The sequence below is a fragment of the Achromobacter sp. Root565 genome (assembly GCF_001427425.1).
GTDB lineage: Bacteria > Pseudomonadota > Gammaproteobacteria > Burkholderiales > Burkholderiaceae_B > Achromobacter > Achromobacter spanius_D.
In genome coordinates, this window is record NZ_LMGO01000001.1 from 475,541 (window position 1) to 495,310 (window position 19,770).

The 19,770-nt window shown below is 66.0% G+C and carries 15 protein-coding genes; 11 read left to right on the forward strand and 4 right to left on the reverse strand.

What is annotated here, in order from left to right:
* The first annotated feature begins 27 nt into the window (after positions 1-27).
* The 7 genes from ASD71_RS02105 to prpF all read left to right on the forward strand — a co-directional run bounded on the left by ASD71_RS02105 (position 28) and on the right by prpF (position 8,078).
* Positions 28-630, forward strand: coding sequence for an amino acid synthesis family protein (locus ASD71_RS02105; RefSeq protein WP_056559259.1), 603 nt, complete (start codon positions 28-30; stop codon positions 628-630).
* Positions 627-1,436, forward strand: coding sequence for an alpha/beta fold hydrolase (locus ASD71_RS02110; RefSeq protein WP_056559262.1), 810 nt, complete (start codon positions 627-629; stop codon positions 1,434-1,436). Before ASD71_RS02105 ends, ASD71_RS02110 begins: the two co-directional genes overlap by 4 nt.
* A gap of 104 nt (positions 1,437-1,540) precedes the next feature.
* Positions 1,541-2,512, forward strand: coding sequence for a tripartite tricarboxylate transporter substrate binding protein (locus tag ASD71_RS02115; protein WP_056559266.1), 972 nt, complete (start codon positions 1,541-1,543; stop codon positions 2,510-2,512).
* Positions 2,466-3,215: a hypothetical protein gene (locus ASD71_RS02120; protein WP_056559269.1), complete on the forward strand. Its 750-nt coding sequence runs from the start codon at positions 2,466-2,468 to the stop codon at positions 3,213-3,215. Before ASD71_RS02115 ends, ASD71_RS02120 begins: the two co-directional genes overlap by 47 nt.
* A gap of 245 nt (positions 3,216-3,460) precedes the next feature.
* On the forward strand, positions 3,461-4,195 hold the full coding sequence (locus tag ASD71_RS02125; RefSeq protein ID WP_056559270.1) for a GntR family transcriptional regulator: 735 nt from the start codon (positions 3,461-3,463) through the stop codon (positions 4,193-4,195).
* On the forward strand, positions 4,195-6,810 hold the full coding sequence (gene acnD / locus ASD71_RS02130; protein WP_056559273.1) for a Fe/S-dependent 2-methylisocitrate dehydratase AcnD: 2,616 nt from the start codon (positions 4,195-4,197) through the stop codon (positions 6,808-6,810). Before ASD71_RS02125 ends, acnD begins: the two co-directional genes overlap by 1 nt.
* Positions 6,811-6,893: 83 nt before the next feature.
* Positions 6,894-8,078, forward strand: coding sequence for a 2-methylaconitate cis-trans isomerase PrpF (gene prpF, locus ASD71_RS02135; RefSeq protein WP_056559276.1), 1,185 nt, complete (start codon positions 6,894-6,896; stop codon positions 8,076-8,078).
* 54 nt (positions 8,079-8,132) lie between these two features.
* On the opposite strand, the gene ASD71_RS27880 is transcribed toward prpF, so the two are convergent.
* Positions 8,133-9,797 carry a DUF2875 family protein gene (locus tag ASD71_RS27880; RefSeq protein ID WP_200949349.1) on the reverse strand — a complete coding sequence of 555 codons (1,665 nt, stop codon included), beginning with the start codon at positions 9,795-9,797 and terminating at the stop codon, positions 8,133-8,135.
* A complete protein-coding gene (locus ASD71_RS02145; RefSeq protein ID WP_056559279.1) occupies positions 9,794-12,100 on the reverse strand; it encodes a DUF3274 domain-containing protein in 2,307 nt (768 codons plus the stop codon). Before ASD71_RS02145 ends, ASD71_RS27880 begins: the two co-directional genes overlap by 4 nt.
* Positions 12,101-12,454: 354 nt before the next feature.
* Between ASD71_RS02145 and ASD71_RS02150 the strand changes: the two genes are divergently transcribed.
* Positions 12,455-14,302 carry a methyl-accepting chemotaxis protein gene (locus tag ASD71_RS02150; protein WP_056559282.1) on the forward strand — a complete coding sequence of 616 codons (1,848 nt, stop codon included), beginning with the start codon at positions 12,455-12,457 and terminating at the stop codon, positions 14,300-14,302.
* A 21-nt stretch (positions 14,303-14,323) separates the two neighbouring features.
* Here the strand turns inward: ASD71_RS02150 and ASD71_RS02155 are convergent, their stop codons facing one another.
* Together ASD71_RS02155 and ASD71_RS02160 are read right to left on the reverse strand one after the other, a co-directional pair.
* Positions 14,324-14,755: a PaaI family thioesterase gene (locus tag ASD71_RS02155; protein ID WP_056559285.1), complete on the reverse strand. Its 432-nt coding sequence runs from the start codon at positions 14,753-14,755 to the stop codon at positions 14,324-14,326.
* Between the two features lie 4 nt (positions 14,756-14,759).
* On the reverse strand, positions 14,760-15,557 hold the full coding sequence (locus ASD71_RS02160) for an IclR family transcriptional regulator (protein WP_082578751.1): 798 nt from the start codon (positions 15,555-15,557) through the stop codon (positions 14,760-14,762).
* Between the two features lie 168 nt (positions 15,558-15,725).
* Between ASD71_RS02160 and ASD71_RS02165 the strand changes: the two genes are divergently transcribed.
* Genes ASD71_RS02165 through ASD71_RS02175 form a run of 3 tightly spaced genes read left to right on the forward strand, consistent with a single transcriptional unit; the run spans position 15,726 to position 19,764 of the window.
* On the forward strand, positions 15,726-17,303 hold the full coding sequence (locus ASD71_RS02165; protein ID WP_056559291.1) for an acyl-CoA synthetase: 1,578 nt from the start codon (positions 15,726-15,728) through the stop codon (positions 17,301-17,303).
* A gap of 41 nt (positions 17,304-17,344) precedes the next feature.
* Positions 17,345-18,490, forward strand: a complete 1,146-nt coding sequence (locus ASD71_RS02170) for a MaoC family dehydratase N-terminal domain-containing protein (protein ID WP_056559293.1) — start codon at positions 17,345-17,347, stop codon at positions 18,488-18,490.
* A 29-nt stretch (positions 18,491-18,519) separates the two neighbouring features.
* On the forward strand, positions 18,520-19,764 hold the full coding sequence (locus tag ASD71_RS02175) for a CaiB/BaiF CoA-transferase family protein (protein ID WP_056559296.1): 1,245 nt from the start codon (positions 18,520-18,522) through the stop codon (positions 19,762-19,764).
* Positions 19,765-19,770 lie beyond the last annotated feature (6 nt).

Below are 19,770 nucleotides of genomic sequence, written 5' to 3' on the forward strand. Positions count from 1 at the left end.
CATCCCCCAGCTTTCGGAGCAGCGCGTATGTCACTGCAAGTGCGCAAGGTAGTCAGTTATGTCGAGAAAACCCTTATCGAAGGCGGCCGCGCGGCCGATCGCCCGCTGGTGATGATCGTGGCCGCCGCCGTGATCCGCAATCCGTGGGCCGGCCTGCCGTTTCAGGAAGACCTGCGGCCCGGCATTCTGGAAGCCGCGCCCCCGTTGGGCGAACTGTTGGTCGGCGAAATCCTGCGCCAAGCCGGATCCGCGGACAACATCGAGGCCTACGGCAAGGCCGCCGTGGTGGGCACCGCCGGCGAGGTCGAACACGCGTCCGCGCTGATCCACACGCTGCGCTTCGGCAACTTCTACCGCAACGCAGTGGGCGGCTCCAGCTATCTCAGCTTCACCAACATGCGCGGCGGTCCCGGCTGCGTGATCTCGGTGCCGCTGATGCACAAGCTGGACGAGGGCCTGCGCTCGCATTACCTGACGGTGCAGACCACCATCAACGACGCGCCGGCGCCGGACGAGATCGTGATCGCGCTGGGCGCGGCCACGTCGGGCCGTCCGCATCACCGCATCGGCAACCGTTATTCGGACCTGAAGGAACTGGAACAGGAAGCGCAGGAGGCGCGCGCCAAATGACCACGCAACGGCGGCGCGCCGGCCGCGGCGAACCTCTGGTCCTCTTGCACGGCGTCGGCCTGGACCACACGCTGTGGGATGACCTGATTCCTTTGCTGGAACCGGACTTCGACGTGCTGCGCTATGACCTGCTGGGCCACGGCGCCGCTCCCGCGTTGCGCGGTACCGCGGACATCCAGGACTTCATCACGCAGCTGGACGCGGAGCTGGACGCCGCGGGCTGGCAGCAGGCGACTGTGCTGGGTTATTCCATGGGCGGCCTGATCGCGGGCGCCTATGCCGCGGCCCGGCCCGAACGCGTGGGCCGGCTGGTGCTGCTGAGCACCGTGTTTCGCCGCACGGAAGAAGAAGCCGCCGCGGTGCGCGCCCGGCTGGCGGCGGCCGCCACGCAGGATCCGCGGGAAGCCGCCAAGGTGTCCTTGACGCGCTGGTTCACGCCGGCGTTTCAAGCCGCGCGGCCCGCGCGCGTGGCACAGATCGAACAGCGCCTGCTCGACAACGACCGCGAGAGCTTTCTGTCCGCGTACTCGCTCTTCGCGCTGGGCGACCCGCTGCTGGCGCAGGCCGCGCCGGAGATCGCATGCCCCGTGCTGGTCATGACGGGCGAACACGATGTCGGCTCGAACCCGCGCATGACGCGGGAACTGGCGCGGGCGCTGCCCCGCGCCTGCGCTCGCGTGGTGCCTGAACAGCGTCATATGCTGCCGGTGGAGGAACCCGGCACGGTGGCGGCTGCGCTGCGCAGCTTTGTGTCGGCGCATCCGGCGCAGGCGCAATCAATGCAGGCGCAATCCGCAAAAGCCTAGCCGACGACATCGCATCAACCGCATTCCCCCGAACCCGAAATCGTCCGCCCTGACAGAGACGATGCACGACACCCCGCCACGAGGCGGGGACGGAGACAAGACACATGGACCGCAGAACCCTCATCAAGACGCTGGCGGCAATGTCGCTGGGCCCGCTGGGCGCCACCGCCACCCGCCTGGCCGCCGCGCGCGAAACGCCCCTGCGCGTGATCGTGCCGTTCCCGCCGGGCGGCGGCACCGACGTGCTGGGCCGCGTCATCGCCGCGTCGCTGGAAGGCGCGCTGGAGCGCTCGGTCATCGTCGAGAACAAGCCCGGCGCCAGCGGCATGTTGGGCGCGGACTACACGGCCAATGGCGCGAAGGACGGCAGCATGCTGCTGTTCGCAGGGCTCGTCCCGTCTGTGCGCTACTACGCCCGGCCGCCCGAAGACGTGCTCAAGCAACTGGCGCCGGTCTGCCCCATCGCGCGGTCGCCGTACATGGTGGCGGTCAACAGCGACCTGCCGGCCAAGACGATCGCCGAACTGGTGGCTCAGGCGCGGCGCGAACCCAAGGGGCTGACCTTCGGCACCCCGGGCAACGCCACGCCGCAGCACCTGGCCACCGAGCTGCTGCAGGCCGCGTGCGGGATGGAGATGCTGCACGTGCCGTATCGCGGCACCGGCCCGATGATGACCGACCTGCTGGGCGGCCAGATCCAGGTGGTGGTGGCCACCATCGCCGCCGTCGAGCCCTACCTGAAGAGCGGCCGCCTGCGCGTGCTGGCCGTGACCAGCCCGCAGCGTCTGCCAAAGTATCCGGAGATCCCCACCGTTGCCGAAAGTGGCTTTGCGGGATTCTCGGCGCAGATCCAGTTCGGCACCTACTGCGCGGCAGGCACGCCCGAAGCGACGATCGCCGCGCTGAATCAAGGCATCAACCGCGCCCTGAAGACCGAGTCCGTGCACGCGAAGCTGGCCGAGCAGGGTTTCGAACCCACCGGCGGCACGCCCGCGCAGTTGCAGGACGCGCTGCTGGCGGAGATCCGGGATGTCGCGGGGCTGGTGCAGGCCGGCAAGGTACGGGTGGACCTGTAAGCAAGCATACGACATCGAGATCGAGATCGAGATCGAGATCTCCGACTCCCCATTGCGCGGACCGTTCGCGGTGATCTGTAAAATCTGGCCCGCCAATCCTGACCTGCTGCTGGCAGCGATTCCGCTGATGCGGGATGGTCCCAGCCGGGACTTCGGCCACGATAGCGACCTTCGGATACTGGTGCTGGATCGCGCCACGCTGAAGGTGTTTGAGCACCTGCAGCTTGACGGACTGATGTCGGACGACGCCATGCGGATCAGCGACGTGTCCTTCGACACAGCCCGGTACGACGTCGCACCTGGCCGCCGCGCATTCGGATTGCGGATATCCCGCACGGGCTCTTCGCGCGCCAATCCGTTTTCCGAGACCAGCCTGCGGCTGTTCGACATCGGCCCCAAGGGGCTGAAAATGGTGCTGGACGGCCTGATCGCCGACAGTTCCGGCGGCGAGTGGGACACCAACTGCGCCGGCGAGTTCTCGAAGAGCAGCGTCAGCCTCGCCATCGGCGGCCGCGTCGCCAATGGATTCAGGGACCTTAACGCGACCGAATCCTACGAGACCAGCCGTTCGGCGCTACAGGAAGGCGATTGCGTGGAGAAGCTGCAAGACAGGGGCAGGACGGCGCACACGTTAACGTTTGACGGCCGGCGCTACCGGATCCCGGAAACCCTGCGTTCGATGGACGGAGAGTCTGCTGGATAAGCCAGCATTTGCCGCCGCGTCCGCGCCTGTGCACGCAACCGCGTGATCCGCCGTAGATTGAGCATGCACTCCCCGGAGACGGCACGCCCGATCAGCATCCCCCGCACGCTGCGCGCTCCGGGCTTTTCATGCGATCAGGCCGCTTGCACCCCCGCCCTTGCCGGGAGTAAATTGTTGACAATTCAGCACGCCAATCGCGCTTTATTCCGAAAACACCCCCTTTGACGGAACGAATTGTCAACACCATGAGCAAAGTGCTCACCTTGCCAGGCGGGCAGGCGGCCGATGGCGCCCCCGTTGGCGAACCCCTCGGCGAAACCCTCTCGGACCACATCTTTCGCAAGATCCAGTCCGCCATCGTCAAGGGCGAGATCGCCCCGGGCAGCAAGATCTCCGAGCCCGAGCTGGCGCGCATCCACGGCGTCAGCCGCGGTCCGCTGCGTGAGGCCCTGCACCGGCTGGAGGGCCAGAAGCTGCTGGTCCGCGTGCCGCACGCCGGCGCGCGCGTCGTTTCCCTGACGATCCAGGAACTGGTCGAACTCTACGAAATCCGCGAATCGCTGGAAGGCACCGCCTGCCGCCTGGCCGCCGACCGCATGCCGCCGTCGGAAATCGACGAACTGCGCGGCGTGCTGGAAGCGCACGAGCGCGACGAAGCCTTCCAGGCCGGGCTGGGCTACTACCAGCAGGAAGGGGATTACGATTTCCACTACCGCATCGTCAAGGGCAGCGGCAACCAGATGCTGTTCCGCATGCTCTGCGACGAGCTCTATCAGCTGGCGCGCATGTACCGCATCCAGTTTTCGACGACGCCCAACCGCCCGCGGCAGGCCTATGCCGAGCACCACCGGATTCTGGACGCCATCGCCGACGGCGACGGCGAGTTGGCTGAACTTCTGATGCGCCGGCACATCCGCGCATCCCGCATCAACATCGAACAACAGATCGCGCAAAGCACCCAACAGCGCACGGAGGCATGATGAACAAGTCGTACCGCAAGAACCTGCCCGGCACCCGCCTGGACTACTTCGATGCCCGCGCGGCCGTGGAGGCCATCGCGCCCGGCGCGTATGACGGCCTGCCCTACACGTCCCGCGTCCTGGCCGAAAACCTGGTGCGCCGGTGCGAGCCGGCACTGTTGACCGACGCGCTCAAGCAGTTGATCGAACGCCGCCGTGACCTGGACTTTCCGTGGTTTCCCGCGCGCGTGGTCTGTCATGACATCCTGGGCCAGACCGCGCTGGTGGACCTGGCGGGTCTGCGCGACGCCATCGCCGACAAAGGCGGCGACCCGGCCAAGGTCAACCCGGTGGTGCCGGTGCAGTTGATCGTGGACCACTCGCTGGCGGTGGAATACGATGGCAACGACCCGGACGCCTTCGCCAAAAACCGCGCGGTCGAAGACCGCCGCAACGAAGACCGCTTCCATTTCATCGACTGGACCAAGCAGGCCTTCGAGAACATCGAGGTCGTGCCGCCGGGCAACGGCATCATGCACCAGATCAACCTGGAGCGGATGTCGCCCGTCATTTACACGCAAAACGGCGTGGCCTTCCCCGACACGCTGGTCGGCACCGACAGCCACACCCCGCACGTGGACGCGCTGGGCGTCATCGCCATCGGCGTGGGCGGGCTGGAAGCCGAAAACGTCATGCTGGGCCGTGCGTCGTGGATGCGCCTGCCCGACATCGTCGGCGTCGAACTGTCCGGCCGCGCGCAACCCGGCATCACCGCCACCGACATCGTGCTGACGCTGACCGAATTCCTGCGCAAGGAAAAGGTGGTGGGCGCGTACCTGGAGTTCTACGGCGAAGGCGCGTCCAGCCTGACGCTGGGCGACCGCGCCACCATCTCGAACATGGCGCCCGAGTACGGCGCCACCGCGGCGATGTTCTCCATCGACCAGCAAACCATCGACTACCTGCGCCTGACCGGCCGCGAGGACGAGCAGATCGCCCTGGTGGAAAACTACGCCAAGACCGCTGGTCTGTGGTCCGACAGCCTGAAGACCGCCCAGTACGAGCGCGTGCTGCGCTTTGACCTGTCGACCGTCGTGCGCACGCTGGCCGGCCCGTCCAACCCGCATCGCCGCCTGCCGGTATCGGACCTGGCCGAGCGCGGCATCGCCGGCGTGGTCGAGAACCAGCCCGGCCTGATGCCCGACGGCGCCGTCATCATCGCCGCCATCACCAGCTGCACCAACACCAGCAACCCGCGCAACGTGATCGCCGCGGGCCTGTTGGCGCGCAACGCCAACCGCGCGGGCCTCGCGCGCAAGCCGTGGGTCAAGAGCTCGCTCGCGCCGGGATCCAAGGCCGTGCAGCTGTACCTGGAAGAAGCCGGCCTCACGCAGGATCTGGAACAGCTGGGCTTTGGCGTCGTGGCGTTTGCCTGTACCACGTGCAACGGCATGTCCGGCGCGCTGGACCCGAAGATCCAGCAGGAAATCATCGACCGCGATCTGTACGCGACCGCCGTGCTGTCCGGCAACCGCAACTTCGACGGCCGCATCCACCCGTACGCCAAGCAGGCCTTCCTGGCCTCGCCGCCGCTGGTCGTGGCGTACGCCATCGCCGGCACGATCCGCTTCGACATCGAGCGCGACGTGCTGGGTGTGGGCGCCGATGGCCGCGAGATCCGCCTGAAAGACATCTGGCCCAGCGACGAAGAGATCGACGCAATGGTCAAGTCGGCGGTCAAGCCCGAGCAGTTCCGCAAGGTCTACGCCCCCATGTTCGGCATCAAGGACGACCGCCAGGCCGCCGTCAGCCCGCTGTACGACTGGCGCCCGCAAAGCACGTACATCCGCCGTCCGCCGTACTGGGAAGGCGCGCTGGCCGGCGAGCGCACGCTGCGCGGCATGCTGCCCCTGGCCGTGCTGGGCGACAACATCACCACCGACCACCTGTCGCCGTCCAACGCCATCCTGATGGACAGCGCCGCGGGCGAATACCTGCACAAGATGGGCCTGCCGGAAGAAGACTTCAACTCGTACGCCACGCACCGCGGCGACCACCTGACCGCGCAGCGCGCCACGTTTGCCAATCCCAAGCTCTTTAACGAGATGGTCAAGAACGCCGACGGCGCGGTGCAGCAAGGTTCACTGGCGCGCGTGGAACCGGAAGGCCAGGTCATGCGCATGTGGGAAGCCATCGAGACCTACATGGACCGCAAGCAGCCGCTCATCATCGTGGCCGGCGCCGATTACGGCCAAGGCTCGTCGCGCGACTGGGCAGCCAAGGGCGTGCGCCTGGCCGGCGTGGAAGCCATCGTGGCCGAAGGCTTCGAGCGCATCCACCGCACCAACCTGATCGGCATGGGCGTGCTGCCGCTGGAGTTCAAGTCGGGCGTGAACCGCAAGACGCTGGCCCTGGACGGCACCGAAAGCTACGACGTCATCGGCGAGCGCAAGCCGCGCGCGGACATGACGCTTGTGATTCACCGCCGCAACGGCAGCACGGAGCAGGTGCCGGTGACGTGCCGCCTGGACACCGCCGAAGAAGTGTCCATCTACGAAGCCGGCGGCGTGCTGCAGCGCTTTGCGCAAGACTTCCTGGAAGCCGCCTCCGCGACGGACGCCGGCAAGCTGGCCTGACCGGCCGTTGTGCAGACCGGCGGGTGTGTGCAGCGCCCGCCGCCCTACTCCGATATTTCTGGACCGATATTTCAGGACGAAACATGGCACATGCACCCCAAACCAAGATCGCCGCCACCTACATGCGCGGCGGCACCAGCAAAGGCGTGTTCTTCAAGCTGGACGACCTGCCGGAATCGGCCCGCGTGCCGGGCGCCGCGCGTGACGCGCTGCTGCTTCGCGTGATCGGCAGCCCCGATCCCTACGGCAAGCAGATCGACGGCATGGGCGCCGCCACGTCCAGCACCAGCAAGACCGTCATCGTCGCCAAAAGCACGCGCCCGGATCATGACGTGGACTACCTGTTCGGCCAGGTCTCCATCGACCAGCCGTTCGTGGACTGGAGCGGCAACTGCGGCAACCTGTCCGCCGCGGTCGGCCCCTTTGCCATCACCAATGGCCTGGTCGACCCGGCCCGCATTCCCCAGGACGGCATCGCAGTGGTGCGGATCTGGCAGGCCAACATCCAGAAGACCATCGTCGCGCACGTGCCCATCACCGGCGGCGCGGTGCAGGAAACCGGCGACTTCGAACTGGACGGCGTGACCTTTCCCGCCGCGGAACTGCGTCTGGAATTCATGGACCCCGCCGAAGAAGGCGACGGCGGTTCCATGTTCCCCACCGGCAATCTGGTCGACAACCTGGAAGTGCCCGGCGTCGGCACGTTCAAGGCCACAATGATCAACTCCGGCATTCCCACGATCTTCCTGGAAGCCGACGCGCTGGGCTACAGCGGCACGGAACTGCAGGATGCCATCAACGGCGACGCCGCCGCCCTGTCGCGCTTCGAGACCATCCGCGCCCACGGCGCGCTGCGCATGGGCCTCATCAAGGACCTTGCCGAGGCCACCAGCCGCCAGCACACGCCCAAGATCGCCTTCGTCGCCCCAGCCAAGGAATACATTTCCTCCAGCGGCAAGAAGGTCGGCACGGGCGACATCGACGTGCTGGTGCGTGCGCTGTCCATGGGCAAGCTGCATCACGCCATGATGGGAACGGCGTCCGTCGCCATTGCCACTGCAGCAGCCGTGCCCGGCACGCTGGTGAACCTGGCGGCCGGCGGCGGCGAGCGCGACAACGTCTGCTTTGGTCATCCGTCGGGCACGTTGCGTGTCGGCGCGCAGGCGAAGCTGGTGGATGGTGACTGGAAGGTGACCAAGGCCATCATGAGCCGCAGCGCACGCGTGCTGATGGAAGGCCGGGTGCACGTGCCGCGCGAGGGGTTCTGATCAGAGGGGTTGGATAGACCTCTGCAATGCGATCCAGCGGCGGCAAGGCGCGCATCACTGCTTGTCCACGTCGGGTAGATCCGCACTGGGCGCTGAAGCAATGAACGCATCAAGCAACCGCTGTTCATACGCCACCTTGACCGGATCGATGTAGGGCTCGGGCGCGGGCTGGTTGCGCTGGCTCTCGCGCACCAGGCTGGCAAACTGCTCCTTGAATTCAGGCGACGGCGCTTCGCTGTACTTCGAGTGCTGCGGCCGCAGCTTGACGTCGAAGGGATCGCTTTCCGGCTTCTGGCCGGGCGTTGTCGAGGTGATCGCAATCACCGTGGCCTTGCCGCGCTGGCGCAGCGGCATCACCACGCTGGTGTCGGCGTTCAGATAGCTTCCCATCGTCGCCAGCGCAATGCCCACAAAAGGCGAGGAGGCGCCGGTGTCGCCCAATCGCTGCGTGAGGTCATAGCTCTGCATGGAGTCCAAGGGATCCAACGTGCTTTGCGCAGCGGCCAGCGCTGGCGCCAGGTCGGCCAGCCCGCCCGTCGGGCTGCCGGTGTCGTAGAACACGCGGGCGGGCGCACCGATGATCCCCATGGTGGCCCGCTGCCAAGCGCTGGCCAGCGCCGCCTGGCGAGCCTGATCTTTCAATGGCTTGCCGGTCCGGTCGTCCTCCATTAGAGAAACCTCCACCGGCCGATGCAGTTGCGCAAGCACTTGCAGCCGGTCCCACTGCTTGAAGCCCTGCTCCGTGATGGGTTCGGGAAACGAGGGCGTTGGCCTGAACGCCTTGGGCGGCTGGCGCTTCCAGCCGGTGAAGGCCGGATCGATCTCGTTTCGGGCGTTGGGTTTGGTGTACGGCGCATAGGCGCGCAACCAGTTCAATCGTTCGGGGCGCGCCACGATCATCGCGACCACCGCGTCGGTCACTTCGCCAGGCTGGCGCGGTCCCGTGCCTACGCCGATCGGAGGTTTGTGACGCTGGCTCAAGACGCGGGCGATGTTGTAGCCTTCTACCGAGTACACGAGCAGCGCGGGCATGTCCGGATTAGCCTCGAACAGTCGGAACAGATGTTCCACTACGAACTCCGGCGTAGTGTTGCAGACCCCCGCCGGATCCAATTGCCGGATTTTGTGCCAATGCATGCCGGCCGGGGCTCTTTGATTGTTCGCCATATTTTTCAGCATTCGAGAGACGCGATCTGGGGGAACCCGAAGGTCGTCCGCATTCGGGTCATAGTCTCGAACAACCGTCAGCGTCGGTATTGGCCAGCGTTCAGGAAAGCCCTGCAGCCCAAGTTCCAACGCGTGCGACATTCGCATCTCCCAAGCCATATCCTTGAGATCCGCCAGAACCGGATAACGCTCGGGGTCCATCGGCAAGATAGTTCCCACGTGCAAGGCCTGAGGCTGTGCATTGTTCTGCGCCTGCAGATGTGCCCACGCCTGGCCCTGGCGGTACACGTCAAGGCTAAGCCCAACGCGGACAATATCGAGTGTGGCCAGGCGTGCGCTTGGCAGAGGGGCTTGCGTGGTGGTCATGATGGATCCCTGCGTGGATGTTGGAGCCTGTTGATCGAGGACGTGGTAATCATTCGGCACGGGCGGCAACGGACACGCGATGTCGGCAAGTGGCCAAGCCTGCAGCGGCGGCGCGCCAACCACGGGTGTGCCGGACAGTGCGGCGAGCAACAAGGGAATGACGGTGACAGGTTTGAAATGCTTCATGCCGCGTTCTCTTTGCAGGACTGGGATTGGCGGCCGAAGAGGACATCGCCCACCGTCTGACTTATCACTGCAGTCGGGCGTTGCGCGCTAGCGGCAACCGTCGGCAAAAGACCCGTCTTCCGATATTCGTCCGTGTCGTTTATCAAAGCCCTTCGATCGGTAGGCTCTTCGTTGTAGAAGCGAAGCGACACGGCATCTGGCGGCTGCTCGTCGGACATTTCTTGATTGCGCTGACCGCCAAACTCCTCCCACCCCAACCGCCAATCCGCCACCCGACACAAATACGTATAAAACTCCTCATCATCGATGCTGCGCGCCTGACCCAATGCCAGGTCATAGGCCAGCGCGCGCCGGCTGTGCTCCTTGTTCATCGGGATGGCGGAATGAAACGAGTACGCGTTTTGCTCGGCCCTGTTGGCATTCATGCGACGCCGGCGCGCCTCGTTCGGGCTCTCCTGGTAGTTCACCCAAAAGCGCCGGCCGCCCTTATAGGACGCGAAGGTGATTCGGTGCCAGTCGGCGGCCCATTCGTTGTTGTCCGGCGCCTTATAAGGATTACGCGCGGGATCGTTCAAGCCGGTCAGTTGCGCCTCCAATTCCGGGGCTAACGCCATGGCCCGCGCCTGATTTCGATGCGCCGCCGTCAGGGGCCCAGCGCTTTCCGGCAGGTCGACCAAACGCGATCCCAGATGGTTGATGCCTCCATTGGTCACGGCAATCGAGGCGTCGATCGGATCATCCGGTGCGTAGACAGGCGCGATTCCGCCTGACGCCTGACTGGAATCGCGCGCCCCGTGTGCGCCAAAGTCTGCGTCGAAAGCACGTGGTAGCGCAGGCGCGTTGATTTGGATCGCCTGCCCGGTCGCGAAACTTGCCTGGGCCATCTTCTGAACGCCTCCCAGCGCCGTGCCTTCCCACGTCGACTCACCGTTCGCGAGCAATTCATAGGTATAAGCCGGCGGCATTCCCACCCGGTGCCGACCAGCCTCGCGTTCGCGGATGGTGAAGACCCGCTGGAAGAATCTGGACCCGAGTGCCGCGAGCGCCGGCACGGTTCTTTCAAGGGCACGCCTTTTCTCGGGGAGGATCTGGCGCGACGTCTCGGCCGTGCAAGTGAGCTGGGAGCGCTCTGGCACAAGCTCCATAATCGACACCATGTTCGCAACACCCTGCCAACCGATTCCTTGCACACTGCTCATGCCCACGGTTTGATCTTCGGGCGAGAAGTACAAGTAGACATTGCCGCGGTTGTCCCGCTCGGTAAAACTCACCGCCAGGCCATCCAACGTGGTCCCGCATTGGTCGCCCGTCCAGCGCAGCCCCCCAATGCACGCGGACTTGACCGGGTCCGCCATGTCCGCCATGGCGGGCATCGTGTTGGGCCGGCTGCCCAAGAATTGCGTAATGTTGGCGAGCGTCTGCAGACGGGCGAGCGTGTTCTGCTGGTTGTGGTACACGAGCGTGTTTTCAAGAAAGGTCTCGACGAGGCTGTAGGGCGAACTCATCATCACCAGTGCATCGATCGGCCGCTCGCCCTCATCCTTGAGAAACGCATTGGCCAGCAACGTGATCAAGGTTCCCTGGCTGTGGCCCACGACATTGATGGAGTCGTTCAAGCCGTCGCTTCCGCTCTGACCCTTGTAGCCGCGAATGGACTTCACCAGCGCCGTAAGTCGCAACGCGGCCAGCACCATGTATCGGCGGGCTGGCGCGGGCATCAGCGGGTGGCCGGGTGATCCGAAAACCGGATTGACCGGCATGGCCCCGAGTAGCCTTCCCGAGAATCCGGGCCCAAACATGTCAGGAATATTTGTCGTGGCATTGGCGAACATCCCGCCTTGCTTGATGCCGTCCTTGTCCAGCCGGTTGCCGAAGCGGTCCAGCCATTCGCCATGCGTCGTTCTTTTGTTGATGGCTCGCTCTTCCTCGCGGAAACCCCAGTAAAAAGGAATGACCACGCTGCGCGAGCGACCACCCAGCTTGCCTGCCAACGGCAGGCGGCGGTAGTACGCCACGTCGGGTAAATCGGCTGCGCCATTGTCATCCTTCGGCGATGTGTACATCGCCGGATTCAGCGCCGCCATGTTGCGTCCGCCCCGCGCCGAGGTCAGATGATCCAGCCGTTCGTTCAGCCCCTCGCATATTCCCTCCTCCTGGTCGGCATACGAGCCCGCCAGATCGTTGACGCCATGGATCAGGATGACAATGCAGGGCTTGGGTTGCTGTATCTGCGCATAGGCCGGGCCCGCGTCGGGGGCCACCAACGCTTTGGTTTGCCCCGTCAGGGGAATGTGGTGGATCATCGACCTGCTTTCCTCGAGTGGCGATAGCGAGTTGAGTAGAGAGACGACCACGCGCCTGCTCGTCGACTCTTCTGTAAGGGCGGGTAGACGGCTTTGGTTGGCCGCGTCGAGTTCAGGAGGCCGTGGGGCGAATTCCGGCCGGCAACAGAAAAGTTTCCGTTAAACGGGGTCTGTTGAACCTAACGAATTTTCGAAAGTGCGGTGTTCGTCGTTGATTGCGACGGGTCGGATCAAAGTTCTTGATCCCATCCCTAAAGTCGCCGCTTCCGCCTGCCGTTAGCGGATTGCGGCCGGGGATTTCCAGGCCGACTAGCAACCCGCTGGCCCTCCGGCCCGCGTATCCAGTAAACGAGCATGAAGATAACGTCGCTGCGCAACCGCATTTTGCTTATTACCTGCTTTACGGTGGTGGGAGCGCTTACGCTCTCGGGCCTCATCACCTACCAGATCGTGCGCGACAACATGATGTCAACCATCGCCGCGACCCTGAACGCCGTGGCCTCCGGCAACGCCAGCGCCATCGAGCGCTGGTCGGCGGACAAGGCGCAGGCCGTCGACGCCACGGCGAAGGTGGTCGAAAAAGGCGATCCCCGGGGCCTGACCAAGCTCATGGGCGAGACCAACGGCTTTCCCATCACCACCGTCGGCTGGTCCGACAAGACCTTCTTTTCCACCACCAAGACCGCGGCGGATTACGACCCGACCGCGCGGCCCTGGTACAAAAGCGCCGTGTCCGCCGGCAAGCTGACGATCACCAAGCCCTACGGGGACTCCAGCACCGGGGTGCTGTACGTGGCGTTCACCGCCCCGATGATCCGCGACGGCCAGACGACTGGCGTGCTGAGCGGCGCCGTGCCGCTGGATGGCGTGAAGGACATCATCAAGGCCATCCACCCCACTCCGTCCAGCAGCGCGTTTGTGCTGGGCACGGACGGCCAGGTGATTTCGCACCTGAACGACAAGCTGGCCCTGAAACCGTCGACCGACATCGCCCCGGGCCTGAACACCGACGCGATCGCGGCAATGGCCCGCGACGGCGCCGCGCCTGTCGAGATCGTGCTGGACGGCGCGCAGAAACTGCTGAAGGCGCGCCGCATTCCCGGCACGGACTGGTATCTGGTCGTGGCGCTGGACAAGACCGAAGCCACCGTCGGCCTGACGCAGGTGCTGCACGCGACGCTGATCTCGCTGGTGGTCCTGACGCTGGTGGCCGTGGCCATCGCCAGCGTGATCACGTCGCGCGCCTTCAAGCGCCTGTCCGCCGTGCGCGACGCCATGGACACGATCGGCTCGGGCGACGGTGACATGACGCACCGCCTGGCCGTGGTCGGCCACGACGAAGTCGCGCAGATTTCGGCCTCGTTCAACGCCTTCGTGGAGAAGATCACCCACGTCATGCGCGAAGTGCGCAGCGGCGTGCATTCGATGAGCGCCGCCACGCGCGAGATCGACATGGGCAACCGCGACCTGTCGCAGCGCACGGAAACGTCGGCCGCATCCCTGGAAGAGACATCCTCTGCGCTGACCGAGCTGGCCTCCAGCGTGCGCCAGACCGAGGAAACCGCCGAGCACGCGACGCGACTGGCCGACGAGGCCAGCGCGGTTGCCGCCCGCGGCGGCCAGGTGGTGAAGGACGCCGTCACCACCATGGACGAGATCTCGCAATCGTCGCAGCGCATCACCGAGATCATTCGCGTGATCGACGGCATCGCGTTCCAGACCAACATCCTGGCGCTGAACGCGGCGGTCGAGGCCGCGCGTGCCGGCGAACAGGGCCGCGGCTTTGCGGTCGTGGCGGGCGAAGTGCGCACGCTGGCGCAACGCAGCGCGTCGTCCGCGCAAGAGATCAAGACGCTGATCGAGGCGTCGGTGCAGAACGTGAAGAGCGGCACGCAACGCGTGCAGGCCGCCGGTTCGACCATGACCGAGATCGTTGACGGCATCAACCGCGTGCAGCGGATGGTGAGCGAGATCCACGGCGCCATGGCCGAGCAAAGCACGGGGCTGGGGCAGATCGACCGCTCGGTCGCCGACATGGACCAGGCCACGCAGCAGAATGCCGCGCTGGTCGAGCAATCGACGGCGGCTTCCGGCATGTTGAGCGATCAGGCGCGTGTGTTGGCCGATGCGGTTGCGCGATTCAAGCTGCGCGAGGAAGAGACGGCCAGCGTAGGCCGCCTGATCGCGCTGCCGCAGGGTTGATCTGAATAGTCCGGCGCGGGGTTACCCAGCCGCCGGACCGATCTGCTTGAGGACGGCCACAGCAGTCGCAATGACCTGCCCGTCCGTGCTCAAGTCCCCCTGCATGAACACCAGCGACGACGTGGCCCGCACCACGCGGCCGCGCACTTCCAGAAACTGTCCTTCGCGCGCCGCCGCCAGAAAATGCGTGTCCAGCTGCACGGTCACGCAGGCGCGGCGGCCCAGCGCTTCCCACGCGATGGCGCTGACGCCGTGGTCCAACAGCGCGGTCAGCAATCCGCCATGCACCACGCCGGCGGGATTCAGATGGTCCGCGGTGGTCTGAAGGCCATAGGCCCAACCGTCTTCCTCCTTGCGCACCCACAACGGGCCGATCAAGCCCGCAAATCCCGGCAGCGTGCGCTTGCGCCACCCGGGCGGGACGGCGGAATCGTCAGCGGAAGGCGTGTTCATGCGATCAGCTCCGGGCAGCCATCAGTTGCGACAACGCGCGCGCCTCGCCCTGCAGTTCCGCCGCCAGCGATTCCACGCGCGCGGCATCGAGCTGTTCGGCCAAACCCGCGGCAACCAAGGCATGCGTCAGGCGCGGATGGCTGTCAAACACCGGCACCGCGATCACGACGACGCCGTTGATGTAGTTGTTGCGGTCGACGCTGTAGCCCTGCCGGCGCACGGCATCTACGTCGGCTTTCCAGACCGCGAACTCGGGCGCCTGATCCCAGCGCAAGGCCTTGAAGCGACGCTCCAGTTCCTTGTCCGATAGATCCGAAAACGCGGCAACCAACCGGCCCGTCGCGCTGATCAGCGCCGGAAAGCGGCTGCCCACGTCCACATGCAGCCGGAACGGCGCATTGGATCGCGACAGCGCCAGCACCACCATGTGATCGCTGCCGGCCACCTCGACGCCGATCGCGGTGACGCTGGCCGCGTTGGCAATGCGATCCAGCACCGGCTGCGCCAGCGCGGGAAACGGGTTGCTTTCGATCACGCTGCGCGCCAGCGTCAGCATGCCCACGCCCAGGCTGTAGCGCTTGGCGCCGGGATCGACCTTTACCAGGCCTTCTTCCACCAGGACGCGAAGAATGTGAAGGCAGGTGCTGGTCACCATGCCCAGTTCCTGCGAGATGGCCTTCAACGTCATGGGCTCGCCGCCCCGGCCCAAGAGGCGCAGGATCGCGATCGATCGCGTCACGGCCGGCACCGGCCGCACGCGCGGACCGGCGGCGGCAAGTTCCGGGCTACTGGTTTCACTCATCGGTTTCTCCGTTTTTATTGCGGCAAGCATACCGTGCGGCGCGGCCGATGCGGGCGCTCCCCACTGCCTTTTAATTGTCTATGTACAATTCATAAACGTCATTGACAATTTAATTTGCGGCGCGCATAGTGGATTCCACAGGATGCCGATCCACACAGGTACGACGAAATGACGAAGCTGACCGATACCCTTTCTTACGCGGACGCCCAGGCGCTTTGCGCCTCGGACAAGCTCTGGGAGCTGTTCGATGGCAACCGCGAAACCATGAACATCGCGCACGAGTGCATCGACCGGCACGCGGACAAGGCCGAGCCGGCGATCATCCTGGTGCGCGCCGCAGGCGGGGACGAGACCTACTCATTCCGCCAGATCGCCGAGGAATCCTCGCGCTTCGCCCACTACCTGGTTGAGCAGGGCATCCGCGCCGGCGACCGCGTCGCCGTCATGCAGGAACCGTCGCTGCCGTTCTACGTGGCCATGTTCGGCGCCATGAAGATGGGCGCCATCGCCGTGCCGCTCTTCACGCTGTTCGGCCCCGACGGCATCCGGCTGCGCGTGCAGGACTGCCGGCCGCGCATGCTGGTGACCAACGCCGAAAAGGCCCCGCTTGCCGCCGGCGGCGAAGACATGCGCGTGGTCATTGCCGACGACGCCTTCCTCGGCTCGCTGGCCGGATACCCGTCCCATTACGAATGCCGCACGCGCGCCGACGATCTGGCTATCTTCCAGTACACGTCGGGCACCACGCGCGAGCTGCCCGACGCCGTCAAGCACACGCACCGCGCCCTCGTCACGCTGATGCTGGCCGCGCTGTACGGCACCGGCATCCGTCCCGGCGACCGCTACATGTGCCCGTCGTCGCCCGCGTGGGGCCACGGTCTGTGGCACGGCACGCTGGCGCCGCTGGCCCTGGGCGTCACCATTGGCGCGTATGCCGGCAAGTTCAACGCCGAACGCCTGCTGCAGGCCTTGCAGGACCATCGTTTCACCAACATCTCCGCCGCCGCCACCCACTACCGGATGATGCGCAACAGCGGCGCGGCCGGACGCTATCGCTATCACCTGGACAAGGTGTCCTTCACCGGCGAGCCCATCGACAGCGAGACCGCCGCCTTCGTCGAAGCGACCTTCGGCCGGCCCGTCTGCAGCATGTACGGCACGACGGAAATCGGGGTGTGCCTCGTCAACTATCCCGGCGCGCCGGACTTCACCGTCAAGGCCGGCTCGCTGGGCAAGCCCGTGCCCGGACTGCGCGTGGAAGTGCAGGACCCCAACGGCCAGCCCTGCGCGCCCGGCGAAACCGGCGAACTCAAGCTGTGGCGCCGCGACGCCTGGGTCGCCACCAAGGACCTGGGGCGCGTCGACGAAGACGGCTACTTCTGGCACGGCGGCCGCGCCGACGACGTCATCATCTCGGCCGGCTGGACCATGAGCGCCGTCGAAATCGAAGACGCCATCCTCAAGCACCGCGACGTGGCGGAGGCCGCAGCGATCGGCGTGCCCGACCCGCTGCGCGGCCAGGTCGTCAAGGCCTTCGTGGTGTCGGCACGCCCCGGCGACGACGCCTTCGTGCAGGAAATCCAGGACGCCGTGCGCAGCCGCCTGGCGCAGCACGAGTATCCGCGCCAGGTGGTGTTCGTGGCTGAACTGCCCAAGACGCCCGCTGGAAAGATCCATCGCAGGAAATTGCGGGAGCAAGAGCTTGCGACCGCCGACACCACGCCCGCCGGCGCCGCCCACGCCTAGGGCTACCCGGCACAGGCCACCTCTCAAACCCAGGAGACATCATGCTGACCCAGACCAAGACCGAACGCAGCTTTCCCAAGATCACCGAACGCGGGCTGGACGAGCTGCGCGAACGCATTGGCGTGAAGATCGGCGCCACCGCCGAGCCGTGGTGCTACGAGGCCACGCGCGACAACATCCGCCACTACGCCCACGGCATCGGCGACGACAATCCGCTGTGGTCGGACCCGGAATACGCGGCCAAGACCCAGCACGGCGGAATCATCGCGCTGCCCAGCTTCCTGTTTGCCACCAGCCGCATCGTGTCCGGCTACGTGGGCGGGCTGCCCGGCGTGCACGCCATGTGGTCGGGTGCGGACTGGACCTGGCACAAGACGGTCAAGCGCAACGACACCATTTCCACCGAAGCGCACCTGAAGAACCTGATCGAACACCAGACCCGCTTTGCGGGCCGTGCCGTGCAGCAGATCTATCACGTGGACTTCTTCAACCAGGACGGCGACAAGGTTGCCGAGGCCGACAGCTGGTGCTTTCGCACCGAACGCGACCACGCGCGTGAACAGGGCAGCAAGTACGCGGAAGTCCGCGCCCGCGAGCCGCGCCGCTACAGCCCCGAGGAAATCAAGGAAGCCTACAAGCTCTACGCGCAGGAAGAAGTGCGCGGCGCCACGCCCCGCTACTGGGAAGACGTGAAGGAAGGCGAGGAACTGCCCGTGATGTTCAAGGGCCCGATGACGGTCACCGGCTTCATCGCCTTCGCGCAGGGCTGGGGCGGCCTGTATATCCGCGCCAACAAGCTGGCGTGGCAGCTCATCGACGCGCATCCGGGCGTGGGCATCACCAACCGCTTCGGCATTCCCGACGTGCCCGAGCGCGTCCACTGGGAAGAAGACTTCGCGCTGGAAGTCGGCGCGCCCGGCGCCTACGACTACGGTCCCGAGCGCAACTCGTGGCTGACCCATCACCTCACCAACTGGATGGGCGACGCCGGATTCCTGCGCAAGTCCACGTGCAAGATCCGTCGCCATAACCCCGAGGGCGACATGCTGTTCTTCAAGGGCAAGGTGGTCCGCAAGTACGTGGAGGACGGCCGTCACCTGGTCGAGATCGAACAGGAAGCGCGCAACCAGGACGACGAGCTTTCCGTGCTGGGGTCCGGTGTGGTCGAATTGCCTACCCGCGCCTGACCGGCGGCAACCCCAAGACGAGGTGGGCGATGTCTGATTCATCGGAACATGCTGCACCCTGCCCCGAGGCCCGTCCGCGGGGCGCGCTGGACGGCCTGCGCGTCATCGACCTGTCGCGCGTCCTGGCCGGCCCGCTGTGCACGCAGATGCTGGCGGACCAGGGCGCGGACGTCATCAAGGTCGAGCCGCCCGGCGGCGACGAGACGCGCACGCTGGGCCCGCCGGTCAACGAGGACGGCGACGCCGCCTACTTCACCGCCGTCAACCGCGGCAAGCGCGCCATCGGGCTGGACCTGTCCAAACCCGCCGGCCGCGACGTACTGCTGGCGTTGCTGGCCGACGCCGACGTGCTGATCGAGAACTTCATCCCGGGCACGATGGCCAGGTGGGGCCTGGACTACGAGGCGGACCTGAAACCCCGCTTTCCCCAACTCATCCACTGCGCCATCACGGGCTTTGGCGATGACGGGCCGCTGGGCGGCATGCCCGGCTACGACGCCGTGCTGCAGGCCATGTGCGGCTTGATGAGCATCAACGGCGATCCGGCCGGCGGACCCACCCGCATCGGCGTGCCCATCGTCGACCACCTGACGGGCTACACCGCGCAGTCCGGCATCCTGCTGGCGCTGTATCACCGGGCGCGCACCGGTCTTGGCCAGCGGGTCGAGGTCACCTTGTTCGACACCGCGCTCAGCCTGCTGGTGCCGCATGCCGCGAACTGGATGCACACCGACCAGACGCCGGGCCTCTTGGGCAGCGCGCATCCCAACATCGCGCCATATGACCGCTATGCCTGCCGCGACGGCGAGGTCTTTCTGGGCGTCGTCAACGACCGCCAGTTTCGCCGCTTTTGCGATTACGCGGGCCTGGCGTCATTGCCGGACGATCCGCGCTTTGCCACCAACCGCGCGCGGCTGACAAATCGCGACGCGTTGCGGGACGCAATCGAAAGCGCCCTGGCGTCGCGTCCGCGCGACGCGTTGTGTGCGGAACTGATGAAGCTTGGCGTACCCGCCGGCCCGGTCAATAGCGTGCCAGAAGCCTTTGCGCAGGCGCACACCGCGCACCGCGGCATGCGCGTCGATCGCGCCGGCTATCACGGCATCGGTTCCGCAGTACGGCTGTCGCAAGCGCCCGCGCGCGTGGACAGGCTGCCGCCCGCCTATGCGCAGCACACCGTCGAAGTCCTCCGGGAGGCCGGCTTCGGCGACTCACAGATCGCGGCGTTGCAGGAACAGGGCATCCTGCCGCGATGGCCGCCTCCCAAGCCCTAGCCGCAC

What these genes read in the sequence shown, in the direction of transcription:
- ASD71_RS02105 (WP_056559259.1), top strand. Translation starts at nt 28, where the DNA reads ATGTCACTGCAAGTGCGCAAGGTAGTCAGTTATGTCGAGAAAACCCTT.
- ASD71_RS02110 (WP_056559262.1), top strand. Translation starts at nt 627, where the DNA reads ATGACCACGCAACGGCGGCGCGCCGGCCGCGGCGAACCTCTGGTCCTC.
- ASD71_RS02115 (WP_056559266.1), top strand. Translation starts at nt 1,541, where the DNA reads ATGGACCGCAGAACCCTCATCAAGACGCTGGCGGCAATGTCGCTGGGC.
- ASD71_RS02120 (WP_056559269.1), top strand. Translation starts at nt 2,466, where the DNA reads ATGTCGCGGGGCTGGTGCAGGCCGGCAAGGTACGGGTGGACCTGTAAG.
- ASD71_RS02125 (WP_056559270.1), top strand. Translation starts at nt 3,461, where the DNA reads ATGAGCAAAGTGCTCACCTTGCCAGGCGGGCAGGCGGCCGATGGCGCC.
- acnD (WP_056559273.1), top strand. Translation starts at nt 4,195, where the DNA reads ATGAACAAGTCGTACCGCAAGAACCTGCCCGGCACCCGCCTGGACTAC.
- prpF (WP_056559276.1), top strand. Translation starts at nt 6,894, where the DNA reads ATGGCACATGCACCCCAAACCAAGATCGCCGCCACCTACATGCGCGGC.
- ASD71_RS27880 (WP_200949349.1), bottom strand. Translation starts at nt 9,797, where the DNA reads ATGAAGCATTTCAAACCTGTCACCGTCATTCCCTTGTTGCTCGCCGCA.
- ASD71_RS02145 (WP_056559279.1), bottom strand. Translation starts at nt 12,100, where the DNA reads ATGATCCACCACATTCCCCTGACGGGGCAAACCAAAGCGTTGGTGGCC.
- ASD71_RS02150 (WP_056559282.1), top strand. Translation starts at nt 12,455, where the DNA reads ATGAAGATAACGTCGCTGCGCAACCGCATTTTGCTTATTACCTGCTTT.
- ASD71_RS02155 (WP_056559285.1), bottom strand. Translation starts at nt 14,755, where the DNA reads ATGAACACGCCTTCCGCTGACGATTCCGCCGTCCCGCCCGGGTGGCGC.
- ASD71_RS02160 (WP_082578751.1), bottom strand. Translation starts at nt 15,557, where the DNA reads ATGAGTGAAACCAGTAGCCCGGAACTTGCCGCCGCCGGTCCGCGCGTG.
- ASD71_RS02165 (WP_056559291.1), top strand. Translation starts at nt 15,726, where the DNA reads ATGACGAAGCTGACCGATACCCTTTCTTACGCGGACGCCCAGGCGCTT.
- ASD71_RS02170 (WP_056559293.1), top strand. Translation starts at nt 17,345, where the DNA reads ATGCTGACCCAGACCAAGACCGAACGCAGCTTTCCCAAGATCACCGAA.
- ASD71_RS02175 (WP_056559296.1), top strand. Translation starts at nt 18,520, where the DNA reads ATGTCTGATTCATCGGAACATGCTGCACCCTGCCCCGAGGCCCGTCCG.